This window comes from Rhodococcus sp. NPDC059234 (assembly GCF_042754225.1).
GTDB lineage: Bacteria > Actinomycetota > Actinomycetes > Mycobacteriales > Mycobacteriaceae > Rhodococcus_G.
Map to the genome: position 1 here is coordinate 19778 of NZ_JBHZAH010000011.1, position 24960 is coordinate 44737.

Sequence of the window (24960 nt, forward strand, 5' to 3'; positions counted from 1 at the left end):
GAGCTGGGCGAGCCGTTCGCCCGGCGTCACCTCTCCTACGGCACCGCCCGGATCTCCGTGGCCTGCGACCAGATTGCCTGCCAGCGGCGGTCTCGGAGCTCGTAGCTGTCGGTGTGCCAAAAGCGTGTCCGGGGAACGTGATACGAGCCGAAGACGACCTCGAGCGTCGCCCGATAGCGAATGATCGCCGCGTCTGCGAGCAGTCGAACCTCGATCTCGTCGGGTTCCCACAGCAGGTAGTCGATCTGTCCGCCGGCGACCGCACCCAGGTACTCGTCTCGGGTCAGTGCGGCACCGACGGGCGTGATGAGTTGGAAGTCGTGACCGTGCATCGCCCGGGCGGTGTCGATGTCGGCGGCGACGAGCGCACGCAGGCGTGAGCGTTCGGTGGTGCGGAGGAGTTCCACCGTCGATCTCGTGTCCGCGGGTGAACCGGTGGAACCGTGGCTCTCTGTCATGGGTGTTCCTTTATGACCGCCTACTTCTGTGGCCTCATGGAGAAGATCAGCGCCAGCGCGCACGGCGCGGAACTGTTCGGCGCGGGCATCGCCCTGACCGGCGAGATCAGCCGTGAAACTCAGGCTTGGCTCGTCGAGCGGCTCGGGGATGTCCTCGACTCGGCCGCCGCCGCGGGCGAGATCGACCTCGCCGCGGTCGAGGCGACCCCGCCCGAGCTCGCCGCCCTCATCCTCGCGACCGCGGACGGCGTCAAGAACATCCAGGGTGGTGCGGCGCTCCGCGCCGGCAATTCACTCTTGATGCGAGTGCTGCGGGCGGCGCTCGTTCGCTGAGTCGCGCCGCCCGACAGGTCCGGCCCACCGGGATTCACTGTTGCGCTCTTCGGGGTCGACGCGGTCGTGACCGTGATCGACGCCGACGAACGCAACACTCCCGCATTGCTTTTGCGTGTGCTGTTCCTCGGTCCGTCGTTGCGCGCGTCAAGTTGTCGATCACTTCACGAGCAGCTGCTGATTCGGAGCTCATGGACGTTGACTTCGTCAATGGCGGTCACACGGTGTTCGGCAGGTCGATCGCGCCCTTCTCGAGGTCGGCGATCCGGTTGGTTTGGATCACGACCGCCCGGGCGCTGCCGACTCGGGATCACTCCGGAGCGACCTCGAACTCCTCGCGACTCAGTTCGGACAGCGCCCGCAGTGACCGCAGTAGTGCTGCCCGGTCGGGCGCCGGCAGGCGCGCCAGTAGTCGCTCCTCGCGCGCGCGGATGCCACGCCGAGCATCATCGCGAACCTGGCGCCCGCGATCGGTGAGCGCGAGGAGGCGTACACGCCGGTCGGCAGGATCGGGGGTGCGCTCGATCAGGCCGGCATCCTGCAGTTCGTCGAGTACCGCGATGATGCGGGTTTTGTCTGCGCCGACCTCCTTCGCGAGGGCGGCCTGGGATCGAGTCGGTTCTGACTGGAGGTTCCTCAACACCACATAGCCCCACATGCTCAGTCCGTACTCGCGCAGCACGGGTAGCTCCCCGTTTGTCAGCGCTCTGCCGAGCGGCACCACCAGCTCGGCCAGATCTGGGCGATCGAACTCGTGATCAGGCATGGTCAGAAAATACCCGTCGACATATCGTATGCGGATACATATGATAGGTGCATGCTTACTATTGTCGAGCTCGACAGGGCGGCCGTGCAGGCCGGTGTCGCGGTGGTGAAGGGAGCGACCGAGTCCGACCTGGCCCGTCCGACCCCGTGCGCCGAATGGGACCTGCGGGCACTCCTGGACCACATGACAGTGCAGCACAACGGGTTTGCTGCGGCGGCCCGCGGGCTGGGCGGCGATCCCGCGGTGTGGCGGACCGGCGGCGAGAGGCCGGACCCGATCGCGGACTACCTTGATTCCGCCGATGCGGTGCTCGCGGCGTTCGCGGAGAGCGGCGTCTCCGAGCGTGACTTCTTGCTGCCTGAGATCCATAGCAGCGCAACGTTCCCCGGCGCTGTCGCGATCGGATTTCACCTTGTCGACTATGTGGTGCACGGATGGGACGTGGCTCGCGCCCTGGGGCTCGCGTTCGATCCGGGCAGCGAAGTGACGGCGGCGGCACTGCATATCGCGGAGCGGGTCCCGTCCGGTCCGGCCCGGCTGGTATCCGGATCTGCCTTTGCTCCCGTGCTCCCGGCCGCCGGCGGGTCGGCTCTCGACCGAACGCTGCGACTACTGGGCCGATCTCCGAACTGGACCGCCTAGCTGTTGCGGGTCATGACGTTGATGGCAGCACCGCCCTTGACCTTCAGGTAGGTCGAAGCCGAATGATGCTGGGGGGCGGCGGACTTTCGCTAACCCTCGGCCGACTACGGCGATCTCACCACAACCGAAGGAGCAGAGAAAATGACAGAATCCATTGGCACGGACTCGATGATGGACGCGATTGGCAAGGCCATCACCGAGGGGCGCAGTGGAAACGTCGTCAGTGCCCGCGGCCAACTGCTGGACCTGTGGAAGACGATCGGCGTCGGCGGCGATCCCCTGCATCGCTGCACACTCGCACACTCCCTCGCCGACCTCTATGCCGATCCCGCCCAGGCGCTGGCGTGGGATGTGCGCGCACTCGATGCCGCCGACTCCATCAGCGAGCAGCGCGTCCAAGAACACCACGCCGGCCTGCATATCGCTGGCTTCTATCCCTCGCTTCACCTCAACCTCGCCGACAATTATCGGCGGCTGGGCTCCTTCGAAGCCGCACGTGAACACCTCGACGTAGCTCGGGAGCGCTCGTCGGCGCTGCCCCCTGACTCCTATGGGCAACTCATTCGTGCGGTGATAGACGAGGTGACCACGGCCGTCGAGAATCGGGACACCGCGGTCCGCGCTTCGGCGCCTGGCGTGACCGCGTGACACACAAGAACGAGCCCCTCACCCCGGAGGGGCGCCGACGTCTCGTCGAGCGGTGCTGGACCGGACCGATTGCGCACGTGGCCGCCGAAATGGGTATCTCGCGTGCCTGCGCGAGAAAGTGGGTCGGCCGCTATGGCCAGTTCGGCGACCTCGGGCATCTGGATCGATCCTCTGCTCCACATCGTCAGGGCATAACGATCAGCCGACGCACCGTCAGCCGGCACCTGGCCCACCTCGGCCTGAACCAGCGTAGGTTCATCGACCCGAACGGCGAGTCCAACCGGGATGCGCGCAAGATCGTTGCCCGCCACCCGGGACACATGGTGCATGTCGACGTCAAGAAGGTCGGGCGAATCCCCGATGGCGGAGGTTGGCGAGTTCACGGCAAGGGCTCAACACAGGCCAAAGCAGTCGAACGCGGCAAAACCGCCGGTAAGAAGGGTGGCTACGTCTACCTCCACTCGGCAATCGACGGCTACACACGCCTCGCCTACACTGAGTCCTTGCTGGACGAGAAAGCTTCCACGGCAGTCGGATTCATGCACCGCGCTCGAGCATTCTTCGCCGCCCACGGCATCACCCACATCCAGCGGATTGTCACCGACAATGGGTCCTGCTACCGGGCGCACGACTTCGCCAAGGTCCTGCACGGTGCACGGCACCAGCGGATCACCCCATACACACCACGGCACAACGGGAAAGTCGAGCGCTACAACAGGATCCTGGCCGAGGAGTTCCGCTATGCCCGGGAATGGCAGTCCGAGTACCAACGCTCAGAAGCGCTCGGAGTGTGGAACGTGCACTACAACTATCACCGGCCCCACAGTGCCGCCGGTGACCTGCCACCGGCTTCGAAGCTCCACGCCGGCGTCACCAACGTGGTGGCCTCATACGCCTAACCGGAGAGTCGCGCCGCTTCCAGCGCCCGTCGCCCGCCGGCGCTTCGATCGGTCTGGACGGAGTGGATGGATGGGGAGTGACTGGCGCGACTGTTAGCGTTCAGCCTTGATGAACAACGAGGATGACCTCCGGCTCGCGTTCGACACCGCGGACCTCGCGGCGGCGCTCGCGCTTGCTCATTTCGAGGCCGGAGTTTCGGCGACGCTGAAGGCCGACGGCTCACCGGTCACAGAGGCCGACCGTGCAGTCGAGCGACTGCTTCGAGAGTCGTTGTCGGCGGCGCATCCCGACGACGCGTTTCTCGGCGAGGAGCTCGGTCGGCTCGGTGAGTCCGAACGGGTCTGGATCCTCGACCCGATCGATGGCACCGGCTTCTTCAGTCGGGGTGACCCGAACTGGCGCATCCACATTGCCCTGGAGGTTCGCGGGGTCGTCGAACTCGCGGTGGTCACGTCCCCCGCGCTGGGGCGCCGTTGGTGGGCTACCCGCGGTGGCGGTTCCTTCGAGTCGTCGTGGCCGAACGGGGAGGGCGGGGCACGACGACTCACCGTCAGCACGACTTCGGTGGTCGCCGATGCCGTGGTCGACGCCCTGGACGACGAGTCCAGGGGCCGGCTCCCGTCGAGTGCGAGTCGCGCCTCGGCCAGCCCCCTGCCGCTGGTCGAGCTGGTTCGTGGCGAGATCGATGCCTTCTTGGCCGAGCGCTACTACACGTGGGACCACGCACCGTGGATCCTTCTGGTCGAGGAGGCCGGCGGCTGCTTCACCGACCCGACGGGTGGACGTGCGAGTGATCAGGGCGGCGGGCTGTACTCGAACGCTCTCCTGCACAGTCAACTGCTGGCCTCGCTCGACTACCCCAGGAATCGGTGACCGCCGGATACGTGGCCTGCCTGCAGCAACGGCGCTCGGAGGCTCGGTCCCGAAGCGACGCCAAGTTTCGCGCTCCCGGTCTGGCGGCCGATGGATGGGGCCGAGGTCCAGACGCCCACCACGGCGCACTGTCGCAGCTCGCCATCGCCCTCGCGGAACCAGACACCGACTCACGCTCCTAATCCACTGCGGTGCCTCGCTTCACGCCTTCGCGGTGCCGGCGATGTGGGTGTTGAACGGGAGGAACGGGGTGTGGACCCGGTAGCGGTCTGTGGTGACGCTGTCGAACCCGGCGGCGCGCACGGAGTGCTCGAGGTCTCGTTCGCACGAGCAGCCCTCGAAAGTCCAGGCCCACGGGCGACGAAGGATCCGTTGCGCGGCACGGGTCGGTGTGCCGCGCGGGGCCGCCACGTGTTCGACGAAGCGGAAGGTGCCACCGGGACGCAGGATTCGCCGGATCTCGGTGAGCACGGCCGCGGGATCCTGTACCGAGCAGAGCACGAGCGAGGAGATCACGCTGTCGACGCTGTGGTCGGGGAGGCCCGTCTGTTCGGCCGTGCGTTCGCGCAAATCGAGCTGCACGCTGTGGCGGCGCGCAGCGGCGTGCAGCCGGGGGTGCATGTACCTGTTCGGCTCTATGGCGACGAGGGCGCCGCCAGCCGGGAGGTAGCGGAGGTTGGCGCCGACACCGGGCCCGATCTCGACGACCTCGCGTGGAAGCCCGGCGAACACGCGCCGTTTGCGTCGGCGGAGGTTCCACTCCAGGTACGGGCCCATCACCTTGAAGAACGCGGCGTTGAACCGGCCCCGGCCGCCGTGCGGCTCGAAGCCGGTCGCTGACGGGGTGGTGCTAGTCCTGTCGGTCATGTCTGCTCCAACGGTGTCTCGTCGTTGTCGATCTCTCACAACGATGCGCGACACCGTCGGCACTGTCAGGCGTGGAACTACCTCACTCCGCCGATTCTGGCCGGTCGCGCCGGGCGGCGTACCACGCAGCAATCTGGGCTCGCGAGCGGAAGCCGAGGCGCAGGCGGATCCGTTCGACATGGCCCTCGGCGGACCGTTCGTCGATGCCCAGCCGCGCGGCGAGCTCACGGTTCGTGTACCCGTCGCTGATCAACGCCGCGACCTCGCCCTGCCGGGCCGTCAACGTTCGGGCACCGCGCCGCGAGGCGCGCAGTCCGAGGAAGCGGCGAACGGTCGCCACAAGCGCGTCGGCGTCGCCCGCGTACGGCAGGTGCGAGCGTCCGGGCAGCACCGTGAGCTGCGCACCGGAGATGCCGCCGGCGAGTGCTTCGGCCTGCTCGACGGGAGCGGCCCGGTCGTGGGCTCGGTGCACCACCAACGTCGGGGCGCGCACCCCAGCGAGGTGATCGCTGACATCGAGCGCGTAGCTCATCGCCAGAAGCGCCCGGGCCGTCGCCGCGGTCGAGGAGGCCCGCTGGTAGCGACCGAACGCCTCGCGCGTCGTGGCACGGGCGTCGGGGGCGAAGATCTCGGTGAGCACGTCCGAGCCGAGCCCCCAATGCGACTCGACCAGTGCGAGGACGTGTTCCCGTGCGCTGGGCGGGGAAATATCTGCGCCGGAGACCCAGCCGCCGTAGAGCACCAGCCGCCGGACGGTGTCCGGGTGCGCTGCCGCCCACGTCACCGCGACCAGCGCGCCCATCGAGGTGCCGATCAGGTCGAAGGGCTCCGGGCCGAGGGTCGCGGCGACCGCGGAAAGCTGATCGAGCTCGGACGCCATCGACGGCGACCGTTTCGATGGTGCTGACAGCCCGCATCCGGCGCGGTCGTAACGCACCAGCCGGCAGCCCTGCGCCAGACTCTCGTAGAACGCCCGCTCCTCCGGTAGCTCCCAGCTCAGCTGCAGGTGACTGAGCCAGCCGCTGACGTACACCAGCGGCCGGCCGGCGCCGATCGAGGCGTACGCCAGGCTGTCGCCGTCGGTCGTCGTCAACCGACCAAAGCGCTGCTGCACGCCTTCATTCTGCAAGGCTGCGTGCGCTGCAGCAATGGTCGGTGACATTCATCGCGGGCGTGACGATGCGACCCACATTGCGCCCCTGTGGTTTTCGAGCGCACCTCGATCCCTGATCAGACCGTCGTCGGTCTCGCCGCAGCGCGGGACCGTGGCCGCGTCGGCGGTCCGACCGTCCTCGCTGTCCGCGGCGAAGCAGCGCCATGGAAGAAAGCTCACGACAACGCACGCCGATGTCCGAGATCGCAAGGAACTGGCGTACTCGGAGGGGCGGTGTGCTGGCGATGAAATGTTGCTGGGTCTGTCGATCGGCGAGCGGCGTACGCAATGTGATACGAATACCAAGCAAGTGCTTGCTTGAGGGAGGGATGGGCAGATGCAGACGAGGTTCACCGAGCTGGTCGGGATTGAGCACCCCGTCGTGCAGACGGGAATGGGGTGGGTGTCAGGCGCTCGGCTGGTCACCGCGACCGCGCGCGCGGGAGGGCTGGGCATCATCGCGTCGGCGACGATGACCTACCCGGAATTGGAATCGGCGATCCGAGAAGTCAAGGAGCGTACCGACGCTCCGTTCGGAGTGAACCTGCGGGCCGACGCCGAGGATGCGCAAGACCGGGTCAAGCTGCTGATCCGCGAAGGCGTGCGCGTCGCCTCCTTCGCCCTCGCGCCGCGAGAAGAAATGATCGCCCAGTTCAAGGACGCCGGCATCGTGGTGATCCCGACCGTCGGCGCCGCGCGTCACGCCGAGAAGGTCGCGAGCTGGGGCGCCGACGCGGTGATCGTGCAGGGCGGTGAGGGCGGCGGCCACACCGGCGGCGTCGCGACTACCCTGCTGCTGCCGTCGGTCGTCCGGGCGGTCGACATCCCGGTGGTCGCCTCGGGCGGGTTCTTCGACGGCAGCGGGCTTGCGGCAGCACTCGCCTACGGCGCCACCGGGATTGCAATGGGCACACGGTTCCTGCTCACCAGCGACAGCACCGTCCCCGACGCGGTGAAGCGCGCGTACCTTGCCCGCGGCCTCACCGACACCGTGGTCACCACGAAGGTAGACGGCGTCCCGCACCGGGTGCTGCGCACCGAACTGGTCCAGTCGCTCGAGCGCACCCACGGTCTGCGCACGCTCGGACACGCGGCCGTCAACACGATCCGGTTCCGCAAACTGACCGGGCTCAGTTGGAGGGCACTGGTCTCCGAGGGCATCACCATGGTGCGCAGCGGCGACCGTACGCTCGCGCAACTGATGATGTCGGCCAACAGCCCGATGCTGTTGCGGGCCGGTCTCGTCGAGGGCAGCACGGAGGCGGGCGTCTTGGCCTCCGGACAGGTCGTCGGCATGATCGACGACCTTCCTACCGTGGCCGAGCTCGTCGAACGGATCGTTCGCGACGCCGAGCGCAGGCTCGCCGATCTAGGGGCGATCCACGGCCGCGGGTGACCGGACGCGGCCCGCGCAGGTCCCGGGCGAGCGAAAGCGAGCGGGCGTGGATTGAGCGCTACGCGACCGGCTTCTGCGCCGCGTGCTGCTTCGGGTGAGCCTGCAAGCAACCCGTGGCGCGGATCGCGCCGCGATCGTCGCCCCCGCACGTGGTGTTCGAGTCGAGTTGACATTCGCTCCCGCCCGGCGGCATAGTGTCCCGCCATGCGTATCGCACCAGCCAAGAAGAGCCGTGAGCGGCTTCGTGTTGGCTTGATCTGGGTGCAGAGAGTCAGTCTCTGACGCCATCACGGACGCGCAGCCTCCGCTAGCCGCTCTCGTCGGCTCGACACCACCCGGATTCCGGGTATTTCGGTCCGTCCCTAGGCGCACGGCCTCTCGCAGCGAACGCACCTGTGTTTGCCGCACTCGCGACAGGGGCCCTCGACCACCGTGCGGCCACCCGGCCGGCACGTCCCACGCATAGTCGCGAGCCGGCCGATCGGCCACGCCGAGCGGGCGCCTCGTCCCGCCATGGCGGACCCGACAAGCGGAGTCGAACGAGCCCACCGCAGCACTCGTCAACGACCATCGCGCGCATCGGATTCGGCCTCGACTGCCCACATCTAGGAAACTCACTTGATCACCACGACCGACCTCGAAGTTCGCGCCGGTACCCGGACTCTCCTGTCTGCTCCCGGATCTGTGCTCCGCGTCCAAGTCGGTGACCGGATCGGCCTCGTCGGCCGAAACGGCGCCGGGAAGACCACCACCCTGCGCATCCTCGCCGGCGAGGGCGAACCGTACGCCGGCACCGTGATCCGCAGCGGCGAACTCGGTTATCTCGCACAGGATCCCAAGGAGGGCAACCTCGACGTCGCGGCCAGGGATCGAGTGCTGTCGGCCCTCGGCCTCGACGAGATCCTGCGCGGCATGGAGAAGCAGCAGGCCATCATGGCAGAGGCAGTCGACGACGCCGAGCGGGACACGGCCATCGGCAGGTACGGCCAGCTCGAGGACCGGTTCGCCGCCCTCGGCGGGTACGAGGCAGAGTCCGAGGCCGCCCGCATCTGCCGCAGTCTCGGCCTGGCGGAAAGGATCCTCGCGCAACCGCTGCGCACCCTCTCCGGCGGTCAGCGGCGCCGCGTCGAACTGGCCCGCATCCTGTTCGCGGCCTCCGGCGGGGTCGGCGGCAAGTCGGACACCACCCTGCTGCTCGACGAGCCGACCAACCACCTCGACGCGGACTCGGTCTCCTGGCTGCGCGGCTTCTTGCAGAACCACGACGGCGGCCTGGTCGTGATCAGCCACGACGTGGACCTCCTCGCCGACGTGGTGAACAAGGTGTGGTTCCTCGACGCGGTGCGCGGCGAGGCCGACGTCTACAACATGGGCTGGAAGAAGTACCTCGACGCCAGGGTCGCCGACGAACAGCGCCGCCGTCGCGAGCGCGCCAACGCGGAGAAGAAGGCGGGCGCGCTGCGCGCCCAGGCCGCCAGGCTCGGCGCCAAGGCAACCAAGGCGACCGCGGCGCAGAACATGGCCAAGCGCGCCGACAAGCTGATCGCCGAGCTCGACGACGTCCGGATCGCTGACAAGGTCGCGCACATCCGGTTCCCGGAACCCGCCGCGTGCGGCAGGACGCCGCTGATGGCCGAGGGCCTGACGAAGGTGTACGGGTCGCTGGAGATCTTCACCGGCATCGACCTCGCCATCGACCGTGGCAGCCGGGTCGTCATCTTGGGTGACAACGGCGCCGGCAAGACGACGCTGCTGAAACTGCTTGCGGGCGTAGAGAAGCCGGATCTCGGTGAGGTGGTCTCCGGTCACGGTCTGAAGGTCGGCTACTTTGCGCAGGAACACGACGCCCTCGACGACGACGCGACAGTCTGGGAGAACATCCGGCACGCCGCACCCGACGCCGGTGAGCAGGATCTGCGGGGCCTGCTCGGCGCGTTCATGTTCACCGGACCGCAGCTCGAGCAGTCCGCCGGGACCCTCTCCGGGGGCGAGAAGACCCGGTTGGCGCTGGCCGGCCTGGTGTCCTCCGCGGCGAATGTGTTGTTGCTCGACGAGCCGACCAACAACCTGGACCCGATCTCACGCGAGCAGGTGCTCGAGGCGTTGCGGAGCTACACCGGTGCCGTCGTCCTGGTCACCCACGACCCCAGCGCGGCCGAAGCGCTGAACCCGGAGCGGGTGATCCTGCTGCCCGACGGAACCGAGGACCATTGGTCGCAGGAGTATCTGGAGCTCATCCAGCTTGCCTGATCCGAACGCGGGTGTGGCGTCGAGAGGGAGTCTGCGGTGGTCCGTAGGCCGTCGAGGGTGAATCCGCCGGTCACGCCGCGCAGGTCGATGGCGGCGAGGGGGGAGCCGATCGGCTTCACCCGTTCCGGCTTCACGCCCGCGACATGTCCCGGGCGTCTCGGATGGCTTCCTCGAGCATGCCCAGCTCGGGCCTTCGGTTGGCGTCCAAGGTGCACAGGGTCACCACGCTCGGGCTGATGTCGTCGATGGGGACGAAGCGGACCCGCGGGTGGCGGTAGTAGGTGGGAAGCGACTCCGGTGTGGTGGTGACGCCCGCACCGGAGGCGACGGCCTCGAGGAGTTCCTCCACGGTCGACACGGCCATGCCGGGCTCGGCCCGGGTGCCGTCGGGCCGTGGGTTCACCATCCAGAAGTCGGTCCACTCCGGCGGCCCGCCACTGCTGCACAGGAAGGTCTCGGCGGCGATCTCGGCGAATCGGATCGACTCCCGGTCGGCCAGCGGATGGTCGTGGGAGAGCACCGCCACCCGCTGCTCGGACAGAAGGGGGATGCGCCGGATTCCGTCGGCGGGGAAGGGCTCCCGGACGAAGACCGCGTCGAGGTCGCCGGCCAGCAGCGGGGCCAATTGCTCGCTCCACTCGAGGTGGTGCAACCGGACGTCCAGATCCGGAGCGGCGCGACGGAGCCGGTCCAGCACCGCGGTCGTGAGTAGACCGGCTCCTGTCGCCATGAACCCGATGTCGAGGCTGCGGCCGCCCGCCCGAACCGCCTGACGCCACCGGAGAATCGTCTCGCTCGCGGCGACGACCGCGCGTGCCTGCGGGATCAGGGCGCGACCGGCCTCGGTGAGCTCGACATGTCGAGAAGTGCGTTCGAAGAGCGGGAAACGCAGGTCTTTCTCCAACCTCGAAACCTGCTGGCTCAGCGCCGGCCCGGTCATGTGCAGGACCGCGGCGGCGCGACCGAAGTGCAGCTCGTCCGCGACGGCGAGAAAACACCGGAGGGTTTGTGGTGCGACGTACATAGCTCACCTCAACACACCGTCGGTCGCGACGTCGAGAGTGGCGGGCCGGCGGGTTTCGGTGGCTACCCGTCGGTCGCGATGTGCATGTTCTGCGAGGGATCGGTGGCGTAGTCGACGAGTTGGAGTTTCTCCACGGCGTCGTTGTCGCGCGCCATGTAGTAGTGCAACCGAGCGTCCGCGACGACCGCGAGCTCACCCTCGGGCATGTAGCCGGCGATCGGGCCGTCGATCATGGCGATCATGACGCAACCCTCGGGCGCGATCGGGGTGTGCACCGCACCGGCCACCTCGCAGGTGTACATGCCGGCCATCCCGGGGTCGTCCTCTTCGTAGTAGAAACCGCCCTCGAGCAGGTACGCCTGCACGTTGCCCATGTGCCAGTGCGGGGTCGCGACGGTGCCCGGATCTACCTGCAGGATGAGGGTGAAGGAGCCGGACACGAGATTGCAGTACAAGAGCTTGAAACGTGTGCCGGGCATCAGCCAGTCGGTCCACGGGATGTCCTCGGGGTCGACGAATTCCTTTCGCACACCCTTGGGCGTGACACCGGGGTTGCTCATCCAGAATGTCGGTCCGATATTCAATGCGGTGGCCACTGCTAGCTCTTTTCTTCGTGTGTGGATGTTCTGCTGCGGGGAAATGGTGTGATCTCGGTCAGTCGACGGCGTTCATGTCGACCAGGACCTTGATTGCCTTCTGGTCGCGGAGCGGTTCCAATCCGTCGGAGATGAGGTCGCCGAATGCGATTGTTTTCACCCAACTCTCGATCGGATAAGCGCCCCGTGCCATGAGATCGATTGCCTCGGGATAGTCGTCGCAGTACGCGATGGAGCCGACAATCTCGCACTCGCTGAACAGAATTTCGGTGGGATTGAAATCAACTGGTCGCTGATGTACCGCGACGACTACGACCCGCCCGTGGCTTGCGGTCGAGCGGACCGCGTTCAAGAACGTTGCCGGCACCCCCGCCGTGTCGAATGATCGGGAGACCCCGTCCCCATTGGTTCGGGCGCGAAGCTCCGCAACGACATCGGCGTTCGACGGGTCGATGACATTCGTCGCGCCGACCGCCTCGATGGCCGCCCGCCGAGCCGCCGACGGCTCGATGACGGCGATGTCGTCGATGCCGTGAGCGCGGAGGGTGAGAAACACACCGATACCGATGGGGCCAGCGCCATGCACCGCGACCGTGCTTCCCGGGGGGACCTCCCCGCGATGCACCGCGTGCAGCGCCACTGCCAGCGGTTCGATCAACGCGCCCTCTCGGGTGGACATCCCCGGAGGAAGCCGATAAGCGTGATCGGCGTCGACGACCGCATACTGGCCGAGTCCGCCGCCACCTGCCCAGCTGTACCCGACCGCGGCGATGGTGCTGCAGAGGTTGTACGAGCCGGCCCGGCACGCCACACATTGCCGACAATTGACGGTGGGTTCCACGGCCACGGTGTCGCCGACCGAGAGCTGATCGACGGCTGGACCGATCTCCACGATCTCTCCCGAGAACTCGTGACCGAGCACGACCGGGACGCTCACGCCAGTGAGCGGGTGCGGCGCTGTCGGCGCCATCATCGGCGCGTGGAAGTACTCGTGCAGATCACTGCCGCACAGGCCGTTGAAATGCACCCTTACCTTGACCTGGCCGGGTCCGACGGTGGGCTCGGCGATGTCCTCGAATCGGATATCGCCGACCCCGTGATAACGGGCAGCTCTCATGGTTCAGAACTCCAATGCTCGCGGTTCGATATCACTGCGTACGTGATGCAGGCAACAATGGCACCCCCCGATCCGGTACGTCCAGGTGCTTTTCGGTGAGTATCGATAAGAGGAACTTAATGATCTGCTGCATTGAAATCGGTGGTGAATAGAAGGCGTCCATCTGGATGGAATGTCGATAAAACGCCGGACCGCACCTCCAGGGCCTGGCCTTTAGCGTCGGTTGCCGACTCCAGGATCGCGAGGTGCCGGGTGGTGACGTCGCGGTCGAACGATTGTGGTTGTCGATGCGCACGCAACTCTCGGTGTTGATCGTCGCCGGCGCCGTCGACCTCGATACCGCCGCCCGGGGAGTACCGCGAAATGGGGATACCGAAACGACTGCTCGCCGCCTCAGTCGTCGCCGCGGCGACGGCTTTGCGACGATGTCGGGTGTCACCGCGAACGCCCAGACGCGGTACCCGGTCCCCTTCGGGTACCTGGCCGGCCCGACCCCGCAGCTCACCGACCCCGGTCAGGCGCCTCCCGGTGCCGACGACTGGACCTGCCGGCCTACCCCCGCACATCTGAATCCGGTTGTGCTCCTTCATGGCTTCGCTTCGACCGACACCTTGAGGTGGCAGACGGCGTCGCCGCTGCTCGCGAACGAGCGAGTGGCGCGACCGCGTTCTACTACCTCACCAATCTCGGTGGTGCCGACCGGGTCGACAGTCTCGTCACCCTGCGACGACGAAGTCGCCCCTTCACCACAGGGCTGCTCGCCGACGCACCCAACGTCCACAACAGCGTGCTGCAGGACCTCTGCCCCGGCCACACGTCCGACCATCTGCAATTGCCGTCGGACCCGGCCGCCGCGGACCAGATCCTTCATGCCCTCGATCCAGTGCGTCCTGCGAGCTGCTCCGGATCTCCATCGGTTCCGGAACGAGGATGCTTCCGGGTGGCGACGACCCGCATGGCGATGTCGGGCACAGGGAGTTCACCTTTGACCCCAAGGCACGCACCGCAGCCTTCCCATGGGAAACACCCTTCTACCCGTGACGAGCAGTCCCCACAGGTCAAGATGACCACCAAACCGGGGGGCATCCCCGCATGATGTGATTCCCGACTGGTTGCACCCAAAATCGATTGCGACACACGGTTTCGGAAGGTGGCAGGTCGAGAAACTACTGGTCGCTTCGGTAGACGCTGCGGACGGCGCCGTCGAAGCCGACCGTCAGGAAGCCGTGCGCGCCCGTGGTCTCGTTCCTCAGGTAGATGCTCACGACCGGCCCGTTGTCGTCGTCGCGTGACGCGGTCATGTAGACGCTCGTCGGATCGCTCACACCGAGAGTGCGATCGGCGCCGTAGAACAGCCCGATCAGTTGGGAGACGTTCGGACGCAACTCCGCCAGGTCGACGGGCACACCCTCGGTGCGGCCTGTCGACGTTCCGTTGTCCGTGAGCTGTCCGTCCTCGTACCGATACGACCGCTCGCTACCGGGCGAACCGGGCACCGGGCGCGAGATCGATGCGTATTCGGGGTAGATCGTCAGGCTGTCGACCTGCGAATCGCCCAGTTGCCGGTCGATGTCGTCGAGCATCTGCACGAGCCCTGCCGCGGTGATCACCTCGGTGCCCGTCGCAGGCGCGGCCGGATCGGCGTGATCCCGGCTCGTCGTGACCACCACGATTGCGCACACCAGAACGACGGCGGCCGAGAGCGCGACGGCCCAGCGGGTGTCCCGCGAGGGTGGCGGTGTGGGCACGGCGTCCCGCAGATCCGGAGGTACCTGCAGGTCCCGCAGGAGTCGATCGAGGTCGGCGAGCTTCCGCGCCGACCGGGCGGCCTCGGCCCGCGTCCGGTGCTCGACATCGCTCAGCTGACCGTCGGCATACGCCGAGTCGAGGGCGTCACGCACCGCGGTGCGGTCGACGTCGCGGGCGCGCAGCCGCAGTGCCGAGGTCCGGGGTCGCCTCTCGTTCGGCATGGTCACAGACCCTCGGCGCGCGAGATGTCGACGATCGAGCCGTCCAGTCGCGTGTCCACGGATCCCCTTCGCTTCTCGGGGTCCTCGAACAAGACGCTGACCAGACCCTCGCCGGTCGACGAATCCGCGCGCACGAAGATGTGCTCCACCCATCCCGTTGGTATCCCGACACGATTCGCGCCCGTCGCGATCACGTCGCCGAGCCGGTCCACGTCGAGGGCGGCGAGGTCGACCGTGGCGGTGTCGAGGGAGCGTGACTCCGGCGCTCGCACCGGCGAGAAGCCGCCCCGGAAGCTCCAATCCTGTTCGCGGTGCGGCTGGTCCTCCAGCATCCGGGTCATGAACACGTAGGTCCGGTAGTAGGTCACCTGGTCCACCCGCAGATCGCCCTTGAACCTCACCCCGAGCTGCCGCACGAAATCGCGGACTCCGTCGGTGGTGAGGGGATCGAGCGGCTCGATCACGATCGGCTGCGGCTCGCCCGCCGGGACCGGCGCGGGCGCCGCCGCCTGCTGGGCCGCGACGACGCCGGCGGTCTCGGGCGCCGCGACGTCGCCGCGAGTCGCGAGGACCGCAGTTCCACCGATCGCCACGACTGCGACGACAGCGGCAGCCACCACGCGTCCGGGAATCCGATTTCGTGGTGCCGGGGCGGAAGCGCGTGCGGCCTCGACGAGATGCTCGGGAATCTGCAGGTCCGAGACCAGCTCGTCGAGTTCACCGACCGTCTTGGCCTTCATCGCCGCGGTGGTGCGCGCCTCGTACTCGGCCGGGTCGAGCTGTCCCTCGCCGTATCCGGCGTCGAGCAGCCCGCACGTCTGGGCGCGATCGATGTCTCGCGCGCGAGTTCTGGAGGAAACTTGCTCGGGCACGCACATGATCCTAGGAAACCGCTCGGAACGTTGTCCGCCCGCGTCCGAGCCGATCCAGTAGGGCTCCAAATCACACAGCTTTGGAGCAGTTCCAGTGGCGGCTGGGCGGGTTCGAGTCGGCTGCGTCGAGGTGGCCTGCTGGAGAGGGGTGAGGGGCGGCGCGTGCACGCATCCGGACAGCCTGACATTGACGGGGAGGCGGTTGGTTAGTTGTCGCAGTCGTCAGCTGGTTGCCGGCGAAGTACCAGCGCGCCAACGACAGTGAGCGCTCCAAGTGCCAATGCCGGGTATGCGATTGCTCGTCGGAATTCCAGCTTCGTGGTGCACTCTGTGATGTCCGCCGATGTCTTCGGCGTCGAGCTCGAGCGGCATCGCCAACCCGCCGACTCCACAAAGTGCGACGATCGCGCCTGTGCACGCGACGACGGCGCTCGGCTTCACAAGCACATCACTACCGGACGACCTCCGTGGCCGGTCCCATGGCAATGATGGTCGCCGTTTCGTGTCGGCGGTGGTGTGGTGGTGTCCGGTTCTGGGAGCAGCGTGGATCGATTCTTCGTGGGCTGCATTCGGATTGGATAGGTCGACCAGTCAGTGATCACCCTTGACGAGGGCTCCTGACCACACAAATCTGGATGAGTTCCCGGGTGCGGGCCGCTCGTCTTGTCGCGCTGAATGCGGCAGTCCCGACGGGACTTCGCGTAGGGGAATCGGCTCAGATCGGATGGGTCAAACAATGTCGAGTGCGTTGAACCGGTCCGGTCGATCCCTCCGTCACGCCCCTGCCCCAGGGCGGCGGGGCAGGGGCGGAGGCGTGTTCACCGACACCATCGTGGTGACTCAGCGCGGAGCAGGTTCTGTGCAGCCACGGCGAGAACGCGCCCTAGGTCCTCGGCTTCACAACCCATCCATGGGGTCACAAATTGTCTGGAATACAGGCTTCTAGCGGCTCGCCGGAGAGCAGCCTGCACAGCAGGTCGAACGGGGCCAGGGCCACGCTGTTCGCGAGGTCGGTGGATCCGGAGTTGTGGCCAGGGGCCGCCTGGAAGAAATTGCTGCTGCCGGAATCGGCGGCATCGGCCGGATTTCCGAGGGCGACGGGCGCGGCCGATGCCGACGTCGCGGTGCCGAGGGCGATGGTTGCGCTGGCCAACCCAACGATGATCGAACGCTTCAAGATGATCCTCTCCGCTGGTGCTGTTTCGACGCCGAACGACGTCGTGGAAACCATATATTTCGCCAGTCCAGGTGGTGGCTGATTCGATCGCATCGTGACATCGAGAATCCCGTTGTCCCGGTAGTGATTTCTCAGTCCACAATGACCGCTTTCGCGAGCGCGGTTCTCGTGGCTCAGCTGGAGGGCCTCGGTGGCAAGGCCGCCGCCGATGGTGGGCTCGTCGACGTGCCGGGCCTGCCCTGCACAGCTACCGAGAGCGCTCCCCGATAGATGGAGTGGGTTTCCGTACGTCCTGAGCTGGTAGTCCGCCGATTCCTCGGCCATTACTGCCGCACCCCCGATCTGGACGTACATCGCGCACGACTCGCGTCGATGGTTCACGAGACCTTGATCGAGTGGGTGCTGCTCCGCGCCGGAGTTGACGAGGTCGTGACCCTGACGGCGATCGAATTCGGAGATCGCCCAATCGGATTGGCGTATCCTCGGTCGCCGGACGGTGACGGGCCGTTCTGGCCGAAGGTGTGGTGGCGTTGACTCGATATCTGGAGGCGTACGACGATGCGTAGGACGACGGTAGTCAGTGCTCTGTTGGCCCTCGCCCTCGCTGCGGGAGGTGGGGCAGCGCAGGCTGAGCCGATGTATCCCGTTCCGCATGGCTATCCCGACGGTGTGGCAGCACAGCTCGCCCACCCGGGGCAGGCGCCGCCGGGCGCGAACGACATGTCGTGCAGGCCGAGTCGTGAACATCCGAATCCTGTTGTTCTGCTGAACGGCTTCGCCTCCACCGACACGCTGGCCTGGCAGACGCTGTCGCCGCTGCTGGCCAACGACGGGTACTGCGTCTTCAGCACCACCATCGGCAAGACCACGTTCGGCGGCTACGGCGGATTCGCCAGCGTGCAGGACAGTGCCCGCGAGGTCGACGCGTTCGTCACACGAGTGCGGGCCGCGACCGGTGCCGCCAAGGTCGACATCGTCGCGCACTCGGTCGGCGGGGCTGTCGCCTTCTGGTACCTCACCGAACTCGGTGGGTCGCAGTCGGTTCGCAACCTCGTGAGCCTCGGAACTCCGTTCCACGGATCCGATCTCGACGGCATGGCCGGCCTGTTGACGATTGCGGGTGCGGCGGACGGGCTTTCGCGGGTGTGTGCCCAGTGCCGCCAGCTGGCTGCCGCGTCGCCGTTCCTCGCCGAGTTGAATCCCGACCCGGCGCGGGTACCGGATGTGCGTTTCACCGACATCGTGTCCCGATACGACGAGGTCGCGACGCCGTACCTCACCGGACTGCTGTCGGACGGTCCGAATGTGCGAAACGAGGTCCTGCAAGATCGGTGCGCGACCGACTACGCCGATCACCTGCAGCTGCCGTACGACCCCGTGGCGATCGAGGTGGTGCGGGAGGCGCTGGATCCGGGGCGGGGTGGGAGGGTGGTTTGTGCGGTGGTGCTGCCGGCGCCTGTGGGGACTGTGAACTGACAGGGCCAACTCGGCCGGCCGGTGCGTCTGTGACCGTGTGTCTGCTGCGCGGCCCCGCGATTCGGGCTCAGTCGGGGGTGCGGACGTCGGTGTCGGCGAGTACGGGTGTGAGGTCGACGCCGGGCGGGGGACGCAGGCGGCGTAGGTTGCCGTCGATGCTGGTGACATACAGCGCCCAGCCCTGTCCGTCAGGGGCGATCCGGACCGAGGTCGGGCCGTTGGGCGGCATCGGGCTCGGGGTCTGCCAGCCGGTAGCGATGGTGCAGGTGGTGCCCGTCGCCGGATCCATGCTGTAGACGCTGCCGGAGGTGTCGCCCGCGAGGTAGAGCTGCCCGGCCTGGCTCGCCACGATGTCGTCGAGGCCTGGGAAGAGGCCGTCGTGAACGCCGGCGACCACAGTGGCGGCCGTCGGCGCATCCAGCGGAATCCTCAGTACCTGCGAGGTGAAGTCGTTCTCGGTGTAGATGGCTGTCCGGTCCGCTGTCAGCGCAATACCGTTGGGGTAGGGCGTATTCGACCAGTGCGGGGTGAATTCACCGGTGGACGGCCGGTACCGGCTCATGCCCACCGGGATGGGAATCGACAGGTGGGAGATGAGCAGGTCCCCGTCGGGAAGCAGCAGCAACCCGTTGGGTTGAACCAGCCCGGTCAGCAGCGTGGTCACCGCGCCGGTGGTCACGTCGTAGCGCCGCAGGGTACCGGTGCCGGTGAACGAGGTGCCGTCGCCGGTCAGGAAGTACAGGTCGTCACCGAGCAGCCGCAACCCAGCCGGATTGTCCAGACCCGACAGCAGCGTGGTGACCTCGCCGCTGGAATCGACGTGGTACAGGACGCCTTTGACAATGCCGGACAGGTAGAAGCCGCCGACCCCGTCGGGTTCGAGGTTCTCCAGACCGCCCAGACCCGACGCGAGAATATCGGCTTGCCAGCCCTGCGCGCACGAAGCGACATCGGTCTCCGCGTGCGAGGACCCAGCGGTCTCCGCGTGCGCGGCCGGCGCGGTCGCGATCAGTCCGGCGACGGCGGCCGCCGCACATGCGCTCGACAGCAACCTACGAACCCGATGAACTGCTCCCACCCCGATCGACATGCGGAAAATCCTATCGGTGGGGACTTACATCTGCAGTGCCAACCGGCAAGCGATCCGCGCCCGCTCGTCGAGTCGGCCCAGCACTCCCGAAGTCCGAAGTGCAAGGTAGCGCCCGTTCAGGCGTGGTCGAGCCAGAGCAGCTTCGGATTCGTTCGCCACCCGGCATCGGTGAGCCACCGCTCCGCCGAGGTGGTGTGTGAGGGGCCGTCGCTGTCGAAGCCGCCACCGCATCGAGCGAGTGATGATCGGCCATCCCACCGCGATAGCCTGTGCCGCGGGAAATGACGACAACTTCGAGATGGGGGCTTCGATGGCTGGTCCGTTCGGGCACATGGTGAGTCGTGACGGACGGCTGCTCGAGCTCGAGGAGTTCGTCGAGACGATCGACAATCCCGGCGATGTCTACGGGATGGTGGAAGAGATGTTGGGGATGATCTGGCATCTGGCCAACCGGGTCGCTCAGGCGACCGGTGAAGATCCCGCCGCGATCGTCGAGGGTGCACGGGCGCAGCTCGAGGATGGCTGTGAGTGAGCCCCAGCGTCAGGGGGCGCCTAGCCGCCGAGGGCGACGACTGACGCCACCTCCGGCGACGGTTTACGGGGGTGAGCGAGTTTGATTGCCGCGACCGTGAGTGTGATGGCGCTGCCAAGGCCGAGCCACCGCTAGTCTCGGGACATGCTGGCCACCGCGATCATCGTCATCACGTTTGCCTTGGTCTTCTATTCCATCGGTGTGTGGTCGGAACGCATCCAGAGGACCCTGAAGTGGTGGCATGCGGGCGCTTTCACGCTCGGCCTGGTCTGTGACGCCACCGGCACCTTCCTGATGAGCCAAATCTCCGACGAATCATCAGGTACCGGAACATCCACCTTCGACGAGATCATGATCGTCACCGGAGCCTTGGCGATCGTGCTCATGGCTGTTCACCTGGTGTGGGCTGTCGTTGTCCTGCTCCGCGATCGCCCTTCTGAGAAGGCGAAGTTCCACCAGTTCAGCCTGGTCGTGTGGATGATCTGGCTGGTGCCCTATTTCACGGGGGCCGTCGGCGCCATGACCGGCTAGCGCTGCCCGAGTCGTCCTGCACTCGGTGACGCTGTGGGGGGAGGGGGAGGCGTGGGTGCTTACCGCATGCGGCTTTCGGGCCGGTGACCGCGAATGTGTTGGCCGCCATCGACACGTGCAGCCTGGGGGATGGGAACTGTGGTCGAGTTCTTGGCGGAGATGCGGGCGGCAGTTGAGAGCATTCGCCCCAACTCGACGTCAGTCGGCGGCAAGCGCGGTCACCATCCCGGTCACGCGGACCCCGCGGCCGGAAGGTGCCCCCTGTGATCGACATTACAGTCGGGCTCGTAATGTAATCGAATTCGGGAAGTGTGAAGCACCAAGCGAGCAGGTCGGGACAGGGGTGGCGATGGACGCGGACGTGATCGTCGTGGGCGGCGGTACCAGCGGTGCGGTACTGGCCGCGCGACTGTCGGAGGACGCGGGGCGGCGGGTCCTGCTGCTCGAGCAGGGCCCGGACGACGCGGCGTACGACGACACCGTCCTGCGGCCCGCCTCGGCGGGGGACGTGTGGGCCGGAACCCCGTTCGCGCAGGCGTTCTCGATGCGGGGTGCGGGAGACTGCACCGTCCAGATGATGCGCGGGCGCGTCCTGGGCGGCACCTCCGCGGTGAACTACCTCGCCACGATGCGCGGCCAGCCGGCCGACTACGACGGGTGGGCCGCGCGGGGGCTCGACGGGTGGAGCTGGCCGGACATCCTCGCGACGTTCCGGGCCATGGAGAACGACCTCGACTGCGGCGCATCGGAGTTGCACGGCTCCGAGGGCCCGCTCGTCGTGCGCCGCTCCACCCCCGACCAACAGACCGAATCCCACCGAGCCTTCCTCGCCGGGCTGCGGGAGATCGACGTGCCGTGGGTCGACGACGTCAACGACCCACGGCAGCTCCCCGGGGTCGGGATCTTCCCGCTGACGGTGTCCGAGGGCGGCGGCGAGCGGCTGACCGTGAGCCGCGCCTACCTGACCGCGGAAGTCCGTTCGCGGCCGAACCTGACCGTCGAGACCGGTGTCACCGTGGACCGGGTCGTCGTCGAGGACGGGCGCGCGACAGGTGTCGTCACCGCCGACGGCCGGGCACTGTCCGGCGGCGAGGTCGTCGTCAGCTGCGGCGCCACCGGGTCACCCGCACTGCTGCAGCGGTCGGGCATCGGCCCGAGCGATCTGCTCGACGGCCTCGGCATCCCCGTCGTCGCTGACCTTCCCGGGGTCGGGGCGAACCTGCAGGACCACCTCGGCTTTCCGCTTCTCTACCACCACGCGGGCGGCGGTCCGCTGCGCGGCGGCCCGGTCCAGCCGGTGTGGGTGGGCCGTACCCCGCAGTCGGACACGATCGACTTCCACGTGCTGAACCTGCCGATCGCCGAGCCGACCGCCGACGGCGCGTACTTCTCGGTCGTCCCCTACCTGCTCGACGTCACCGGCCGGGGGACGGTCCGGATCGCCTCTGCCGATCCGGACGCCGAACCGGACGTGGTGATGCCGGCGCTGTCCGCGCACGACCTCGAGCGCCTCGACTGGATCCTCGGTCGCATCGCCGCGCTGGAGTCGACCGGTCCGTTCGCCGAACTCGGCGCCACGCGCGTCCAGCCGATGGCCGATCTGGCCGCCGACGGCGTCGCGGCCGGCCTGGTCGACGGCGGCGTGATCAGCTACGCGCACCTGGGCGGCACGTGTGCGATGGGCCCGGACGGCGAACCGAACGCCGTCCTCGACGCCCGCTGCCGCGTGCGAGGGGTGCAGGGCCTGCGGGTCGTGGATGCGTCCGCGATGCCGGTGCTGCCGGCGGGCAACACTTACCTGGGCTGCGTGATGATGGCCGAACGCGCCGCGCAACTGAACTGAGACACGGCGAGTCGGGTGTGATGGGCGCACCCCAGATCCGGGCTCGTCGTCCACCCTCGATTCAATCAGCGGGGCGCCGCAGTAAACCACCCTGACCTGGCGGAGACTCCGCACCGGAGTGGGGATGGGTGAGCATCAGGGCGACCTGATGCCCTCCCGGATCCGATCGCGAATCCGGCTAGTCGGATGCCAGGCGGGGCCGGCGGGGCTGGTCGGAGGCACCTTGTTGCTCGCATTTCGTCGAGCCGCGGGTACATCTGGACGATGCGCTCGGGTGTGGTGCGTAAGTCCTTGGCGAAGTAGAGCCTGCCGCCGAGGTTGAGGACTCGTTCGTCGAGTTCGTCGCCGAAGTCGCCGAGCGCCTTCCGCATACCTCGGGTGGCGGGGACTGACGACCTTGGAGCGCAAGGAACTCGACGAGTTTCTGTTGGCGCGGTCGATGGAGCAAGCTCGCCGACCCTGGTGTTTCGGCTGGCGCGGAGTGCCTGGTCTCGCGGAGGTGATCCGGCCGGGTCCGGTGACGGTGGTCAAGCGGGTGGCGCACGCCCTAAAGGTCGCACGGTCCGGACGTTCGACCGGCTTGGCCCAGAGTTTCACCTAAGGAGCGTCGGGGCGAGCCTGACTGCCTGGTCGAGACCGATCCCGAGGTCGGGATGGCCGGCTGTGGTGGCTGTGCAGGGTCCGGTGGAGGCCTCGGCAGCAGCAGTGAAGGCCTAGATCGGGAACGTCCTGCGGCCCCCGGCCCTGCAGGCCGTCAAGATCTGGCGCGGTCGTCGGGCAGCGAGTCGATCGAGACGCTCAGCGATCCGCGCCGTCATCGTTGTGCCTCGCCGAGGCCTGAGGGATGCAAGTAGGCCACTTGACGTGACACGCATCACCCATCAATAATCGGAACGATGTGCCGCACAGCGGCACGCGTGCCCACGGGGCGCATCACGCATCTCTTCTTCTGGAACGGGAGACCCATGACGCAGGTATCCACGCATGGCGCGCGGGAGCGCCACCCTCTTCGAGTCGCGACGGCGGCGCTCTTGGCCTCGGCGATCGAGTGGTACGACTTCCTGATCTACGGCACGGCTGCGGCGCTGATCTTCGGTACTGTCTTCTTCCCGACGGCGAGCCCGGTCGCCGGCGTCCTCGCGTCCTTTGGCACCTTCGCGGTCGGCTTCGTTGCGCGGCCGTTCGGTGGAGCTATATTCGGCCACTTCGGCGACCGGATCGGCCGCAAACGCGCGCTGGTGGTGGCGGTTCTGATGATGGCTGTCGCCACCGTCGCGATCGGACTCCTACCGACTTACCACGCGATCGGCATCTGGGCGCCGATCGCACTGCTGGTGTTGCGCGTGATCCAAGGAATCGCGGTCGGTGGCCAATGGGGGGGCGCCATGCTGCTGGCGACGGAGTCCGCGCCGCCCGGCCGCCGTGGCCTCTATGGCAGTTTTCCGCAGCTAGGGGTTCCTGCTGGCCTCGTCGCGGGGACGGTGATCTATCTGCTGCTCACCCGCGAGCTGAGTGCCGATGCGTTTTCCTCGTGGGGCTGGCGGATCCCGTTCCTGCTCAGCGTGCTCACGCTGCCGATCGCGCTGTACATCCACCGCAATGTCGAAGACAGCGCCGAATTCCGCGCTGCCGAGACCGAAGAGCGCTCTGGTGACCGTGACCCCGCAAAGCCCTCGGGGCTACAGGTGATCCGGCGCCAGCCTGGGACGGTGCTGCTCGCGGGCCTGACCTGTCTCGCGGGCCAGGCGGCCTTCTACATTGCGGTCACCGGGATGATCGACTACGGGACGCGGGAACTCGGCATTGCGCGGACGACGCTCTTGAACTCGTTGCTGGTCTCGATGGCCGGGTTCGCGATCGCGATGGTGCTGAGTGCGTGGCTGTCCGATCACGTCGGCCGCAAACCGATCTATGTTCTCGGCAGCGTGGCGCTCGGTGGGTGGGGCTTCGCCTTCTTTCCCTTGCTCGCCACCAAACACACGTGGGCGATCATGGTGGCATTGCTGGTCTTGCTGGCATCCATCGGCATGACCCTGGGACCTCTCCCGGCACTCTTCTCGGAGATGTTCCCGCCGGCTGTGCGGTATACCGGAGCCTCGCTCGGGTACCAGCTCGGCGCCATTCTTGGTGGCGGACTCGCGCCCTTCATCATGGTGGCGATCCTGAACAGCACTCATAACGCAGTGTGGGTCTCGGTCTACCTTGCTGTCGCAGCCCTGGTGGCCGTGGGAGCTGTCCTTTCGATCAGGCTGCGGCCCGATGGTGAGCACGGCGCCGGGCTCGATCACGACAGCACGCCGACCACCCAAGCGGTGTCCACGCTGCCACAACACTCAGGCCTCCGATGACCGTGGGCGCGCCGACCTCGTCTCCGCGCAGCGTCGGACTGCTTCACCCCGGGGAGATGGGCTCCGCGATCGGCGCGGCCCTGATGCGGAACGGACAC

Annotated in this window: 24 protein-coding genes; 12 read left to right on the forward strand and 12 right to left on the reverse strand. The window is 67.4% G+C overall.

Going from position 1 to position 24960, the window contains the following annotated elements; all coding sequences use genetic code 11:
• Positions 1-35: 35 nt before the first annotated feature.
• Positions 36-458 (reverse strand): nuclear transport factor 2 family protein, encoded by a 423-nt coding sequence (locus tag ACFXGJ_RS04210; protein WP_378616792.1) that lies wholly within the window; start codon positions 456-458, stop codon positions 36-38.
• Between the two features lie 12 nt (positions 459-470).
• Here ACFXGJ_RS04210 and ACFXGJ_RS04215 point away from each other — a divergent pair, with 12 nt between their 5' ends.
• A complete protein-coding gene (locus ACFXGJ_RS04215; RefSeq protein WP_378616794.1) occupies positions 471-791 on the forward strand; it encodes a hypothetical protein in 321 nt (106 codons plus the stop codon).
• A 310-nt stretch (positions 792-1101) separates the two neighbouring features.
• Here ACFXGJ_RS04215 and ACFXGJ_RS04220 read toward each other — a convergent pair whose 3' ends face one another.
• Positions 1102-1557, reverse strand: a complete 456-nt coding sequence (locus ACFXGJ_RS04220) for a MarR family winged helix-turn-helix transcriptional regulator (RefSeq protein ID WP_378616796.1) — start codon at positions 1555-1557, stop codon at positions 1102-1104.
• 51 nt (positions 1558-1608) lie between these two features.
• On the opposite strand from ACFXGJ_RS04220, the gene ACFXGJ_RS04225 reads away from it, so the two are divergent.
• The 4 genes from ACFXGJ_RS04225 (at position 1609) to ACFXGJ_RS04240 (ending at position 4620) form a co-directional block, all read left to right on the forward strand.
• On the forward strand, positions 1609-2199 hold the full coding sequence (locus tag ACFXGJ_RS04225) for a TIGR03086 family metal-binding protein (protein ID WP_378616798.1): 591 nt from the start codon (positions 1609-1611) through the stop codon (positions 2197-2199).
• A 141-nt stretch (positions 2200-2340) separates the two neighbouring features.
• Positions 2341-2847, forward strand: coding sequence for a hypothetical protein (locus ACFXGJ_RS04230; RefSeq protein WP_378616800.1), 507 nt, complete (start codon positions 2341-2343; stop codon positions 2845-2847).
• Positions 2844-3746, forward strand: a complete 903-nt coding sequence (locus tag ACFXGJ_RS04235; protein WP_378616802.1) for an integrase core domain-containing protein — start codon at positions 2844-2846, stop codon at positions 3744-3746. Before ACFXGJ_RS04230 ends, ACFXGJ_RS04235 begins: the two co-directional genes overlap by 4 nt.
• Positions 3747-3855: 109 nt before the next feature.
• Positions 3856-4620: an inositol monophosphatase family protein gene (locus ACFXGJ_RS04240; protein WP_378616804.1), complete on the forward strand. Its 765-nt coding sequence runs from the start codon at positions 3856-3858 to the stop codon at positions 4618-4620.
• A 201-nt stretch (positions 4621-4821) separates the two neighbouring features.
• On the opposite strand, the gene ACFXGJ_RS04245 is transcribed toward ACFXGJ_RS04240, so the two are convergent.
• Positions 4822-5487 carry a class I SAM-dependent methyltransferase gene (locus tag ACFXGJ_RS04245; RefSeq protein ID WP_378616806.1) on the reverse strand — a complete coding sequence of 222 codons (666 nt, stop codon included), beginning with the start codon at positions 5485-5487 and terminating at the stop codon, positions 4822-4824.
• Positions 5488-5569: 82 nt separating this feature from the next.
• On the reverse strand, positions 5570-6601 hold the full coding sequence (locus ACFXGJ_RS04250; protein ID WP_378616808.1) for an alpha/beta fold hydrolase: 1032 nt from the start codon (positions 6599-6601) through the stop codon (positions 5570-5572).
• A gap of 376 nt (positions 6602-6977) precedes the next feature.
• Here ACFXGJ_RS04250 and ACFXGJ_RS04255 point away from each other — a divergent pair, with 376 nt between their 5' ends.
• Both ACFXGJ_RS04255 and ACFXGJ_RS04260 read left to right on the forward strand, forming a co-directional pair.
• On the forward strand, positions 6978-8036 hold the full coding sequence (locus ACFXGJ_RS04255; RefSeq protein WP_378616809.1) for an NAD(P)H-dependent flavin oxidoreductase: 1059 nt from the start codon (positions 6978-6980) through the stop codon (positions 8034-8036).
• A gap of 618 nt (positions 8037-8654) precedes the next feature.
• Positions 8655-10286, forward strand: a complete 1632-nt coding sequence (locus ACFXGJ_RS04260) for an ABC-F family ATP-binding cassette domain-containing protein (RefSeq protein ID WP_378616811.1) — start codon at positions 8655-8657, stop codon at positions 10284-10286.
• A 130-nt stretch (positions 10287-10416) separates the two neighbouring features.
• On the opposite strand, the gene ACFXGJ_RS04265 is transcribed toward ACFXGJ_RS04260, so the two are convergent.
• The 7 genes from ACFXGJ_RS04265 to ACFXGJ_RS04295 all read right to left on the reverse strand — a co-directional run bounded on the left by ACFXGJ_RS04265 (position 10417) and on the right by ACFXGJ_RS04295 (position 17366).
• Positions 10417-11310, reverse strand: a complete 894-nt coding sequence (locus ACFXGJ_RS04265; protein ID WP_378616813.1) for a LysR family transcriptional regulator — start codon at positions 11308-11310, stop codon at positions 10417-10419.
• Positions 11311-11372: 62 nt separating this feature from the next.
• Positions 11373-11870, reverse strand: a complete 498-nt coding sequence (locus tag ACFXGJ_RS04270; RefSeq protein ID WP_378616870.1) for a 2,4'-dihydroxyacetophenone dioxygenase family protein — start codon at positions 11868-11870, stop codon at positions 11373-11375.
• 94 nt (positions 11871-11964) lie between these two features.
• Positions 11965-13023 (reverse strand): 2,3-butanediol dehydrogenase, encoded by a 1059-nt coding sequence (locus tag ACFXGJ_RS04275; RefSeq protein WP_378616815.1) that lies wholly within the window; start codon positions 13021-13023, stop codon positions 11965-11967.
• Between the two features lie 586 nt (positions 13024-13609).
• Positions 13610-13894, reverse strand: a complete 285-nt coding sequence (locus ACFXGJ_RS04280; RefSeq protein ID WP_378616817.1) for a hypothetical protein — start codon at positions 13892-13894, stop codon at positions 13610-13612.
• Positions 13895-14189: 295 nt separating this feature from the next.
• Positions 14190-14993 (reverse strand): DUF1707 domain-containing protein, encoded by an 804-nt coding sequence (locus ACFXGJ_RS04285; RefSeq protein ID WP_378616819.1) that lies wholly within the window; start codon positions 14991-14993, stop codon positions 14190-14192.
• 2 nt (positions 14994-14995) lie between these two features.
• Complete coding sequence (locus tag ACFXGJ_RS04290; protein ID WP_378616821.1) at positions 14996-15871, reverse strand: DUF1707 domain-containing protein; 876 nt, start codon at positions 15869-15871, stop codon at positions 14996-14998.
• 910 nt (positions 15872-16781) lie between these two features.
• Positions 16782-17366, reverse strand: coding sequence for a hypothetical protein (locus ACFXGJ_RS04295; protein WP_378616823.1), 585 nt, complete (start codon positions 17364-17366; stop codon positions 16782-16784).
• A 345-nt stretch (positions 17367-17711) separates the two neighbouring features.
• Here ACFXGJ_RS04295 and ACFXGJ_RS04300 point away from each other — a divergent pair, with 345 nt between their 5' ends.
• Positions 17712-18518 (forward strand): esterase/lipase family protein, encoded by an 807-nt coding sequence (locus ACFXGJ_RS04300; protein ID WP_378616825.1) that lies wholly within the window; start codon positions 17712-17714, stop codon positions 18516-18518.
• Between the two features lie 67 nt (positions 18519-18585).
• On the opposite strand, the gene ACFXGJ_RS04305 is transcribed toward ACFXGJ_RS04300, so the two are convergent.
• Complete coding sequence (locus tag ACFXGJ_RS04305) at positions 18586-19608, reverse strand: hypothetical protein (RefSeq protein WP_378616827.1); 1023 nt, start codon at positions 19606-19608, stop codon at positions 18586-18588.
• Positions 19609-19849: 241 nt separating this feature from the next.
• Between ACFXGJ_RS04305 and ACFXGJ_RS04310 the strand changes: the two genes are divergently transcribed.
• The 4 genes from ACFXGJ_RS04310 to ACFXGJ_RS04325 all read left to right on the forward strand — a co-directional run bounded on the left by ACFXGJ_RS04310 (position 19850) and on the right by ACFXGJ_RS04325 (position 24862).
• Positions 19850-20140 carry a hypothetical protein gene (locus tag ACFXGJ_RS04310; protein ID WP_378616829.1) on the forward strand — a complete coding sequence of 97 codons (291 nt, stop codon included), beginning with the start codon at positions 19850-19852 and terminating at the stop codon, positions 20138-20140.
• A 144-nt stretch (positions 20141-20284) separates the two neighbouring features.
• On the forward strand, positions 20285-20671 hold the full coding sequence (locus ACFXGJ_RS04315; protein WP_378616831.1) for an HsmA family protein: 387 nt from the start codon (positions 20285-20287) through the stop codon (positions 20669-20671).
• A gap of 349 nt (positions 20672-21020) precedes the next feature.
• Positions 21021-22514, forward strand: a complete 1494-nt coding sequence (locus ACFXGJ_RS04320) for a GMC family oxidoreductase (RefSeq protein WP_378616833.1) — start codon at positions 21021-21023, stop codon at positions 22512-22514.
• A 965-nt stretch (positions 22515-23479) separates the two neighbouring features.
• Positions 23480-24862, forward strand: a complete 1383-nt coding sequence (locus ACFXGJ_RS04325) for an MFS transporter (protein ID WP_378616835.1) — start codon at positions 23480-23482, stop codon at positions 24860-24862.
• The last annotated feature ends 98 nt before the right edge of the window (positions 24863-24960 follow it).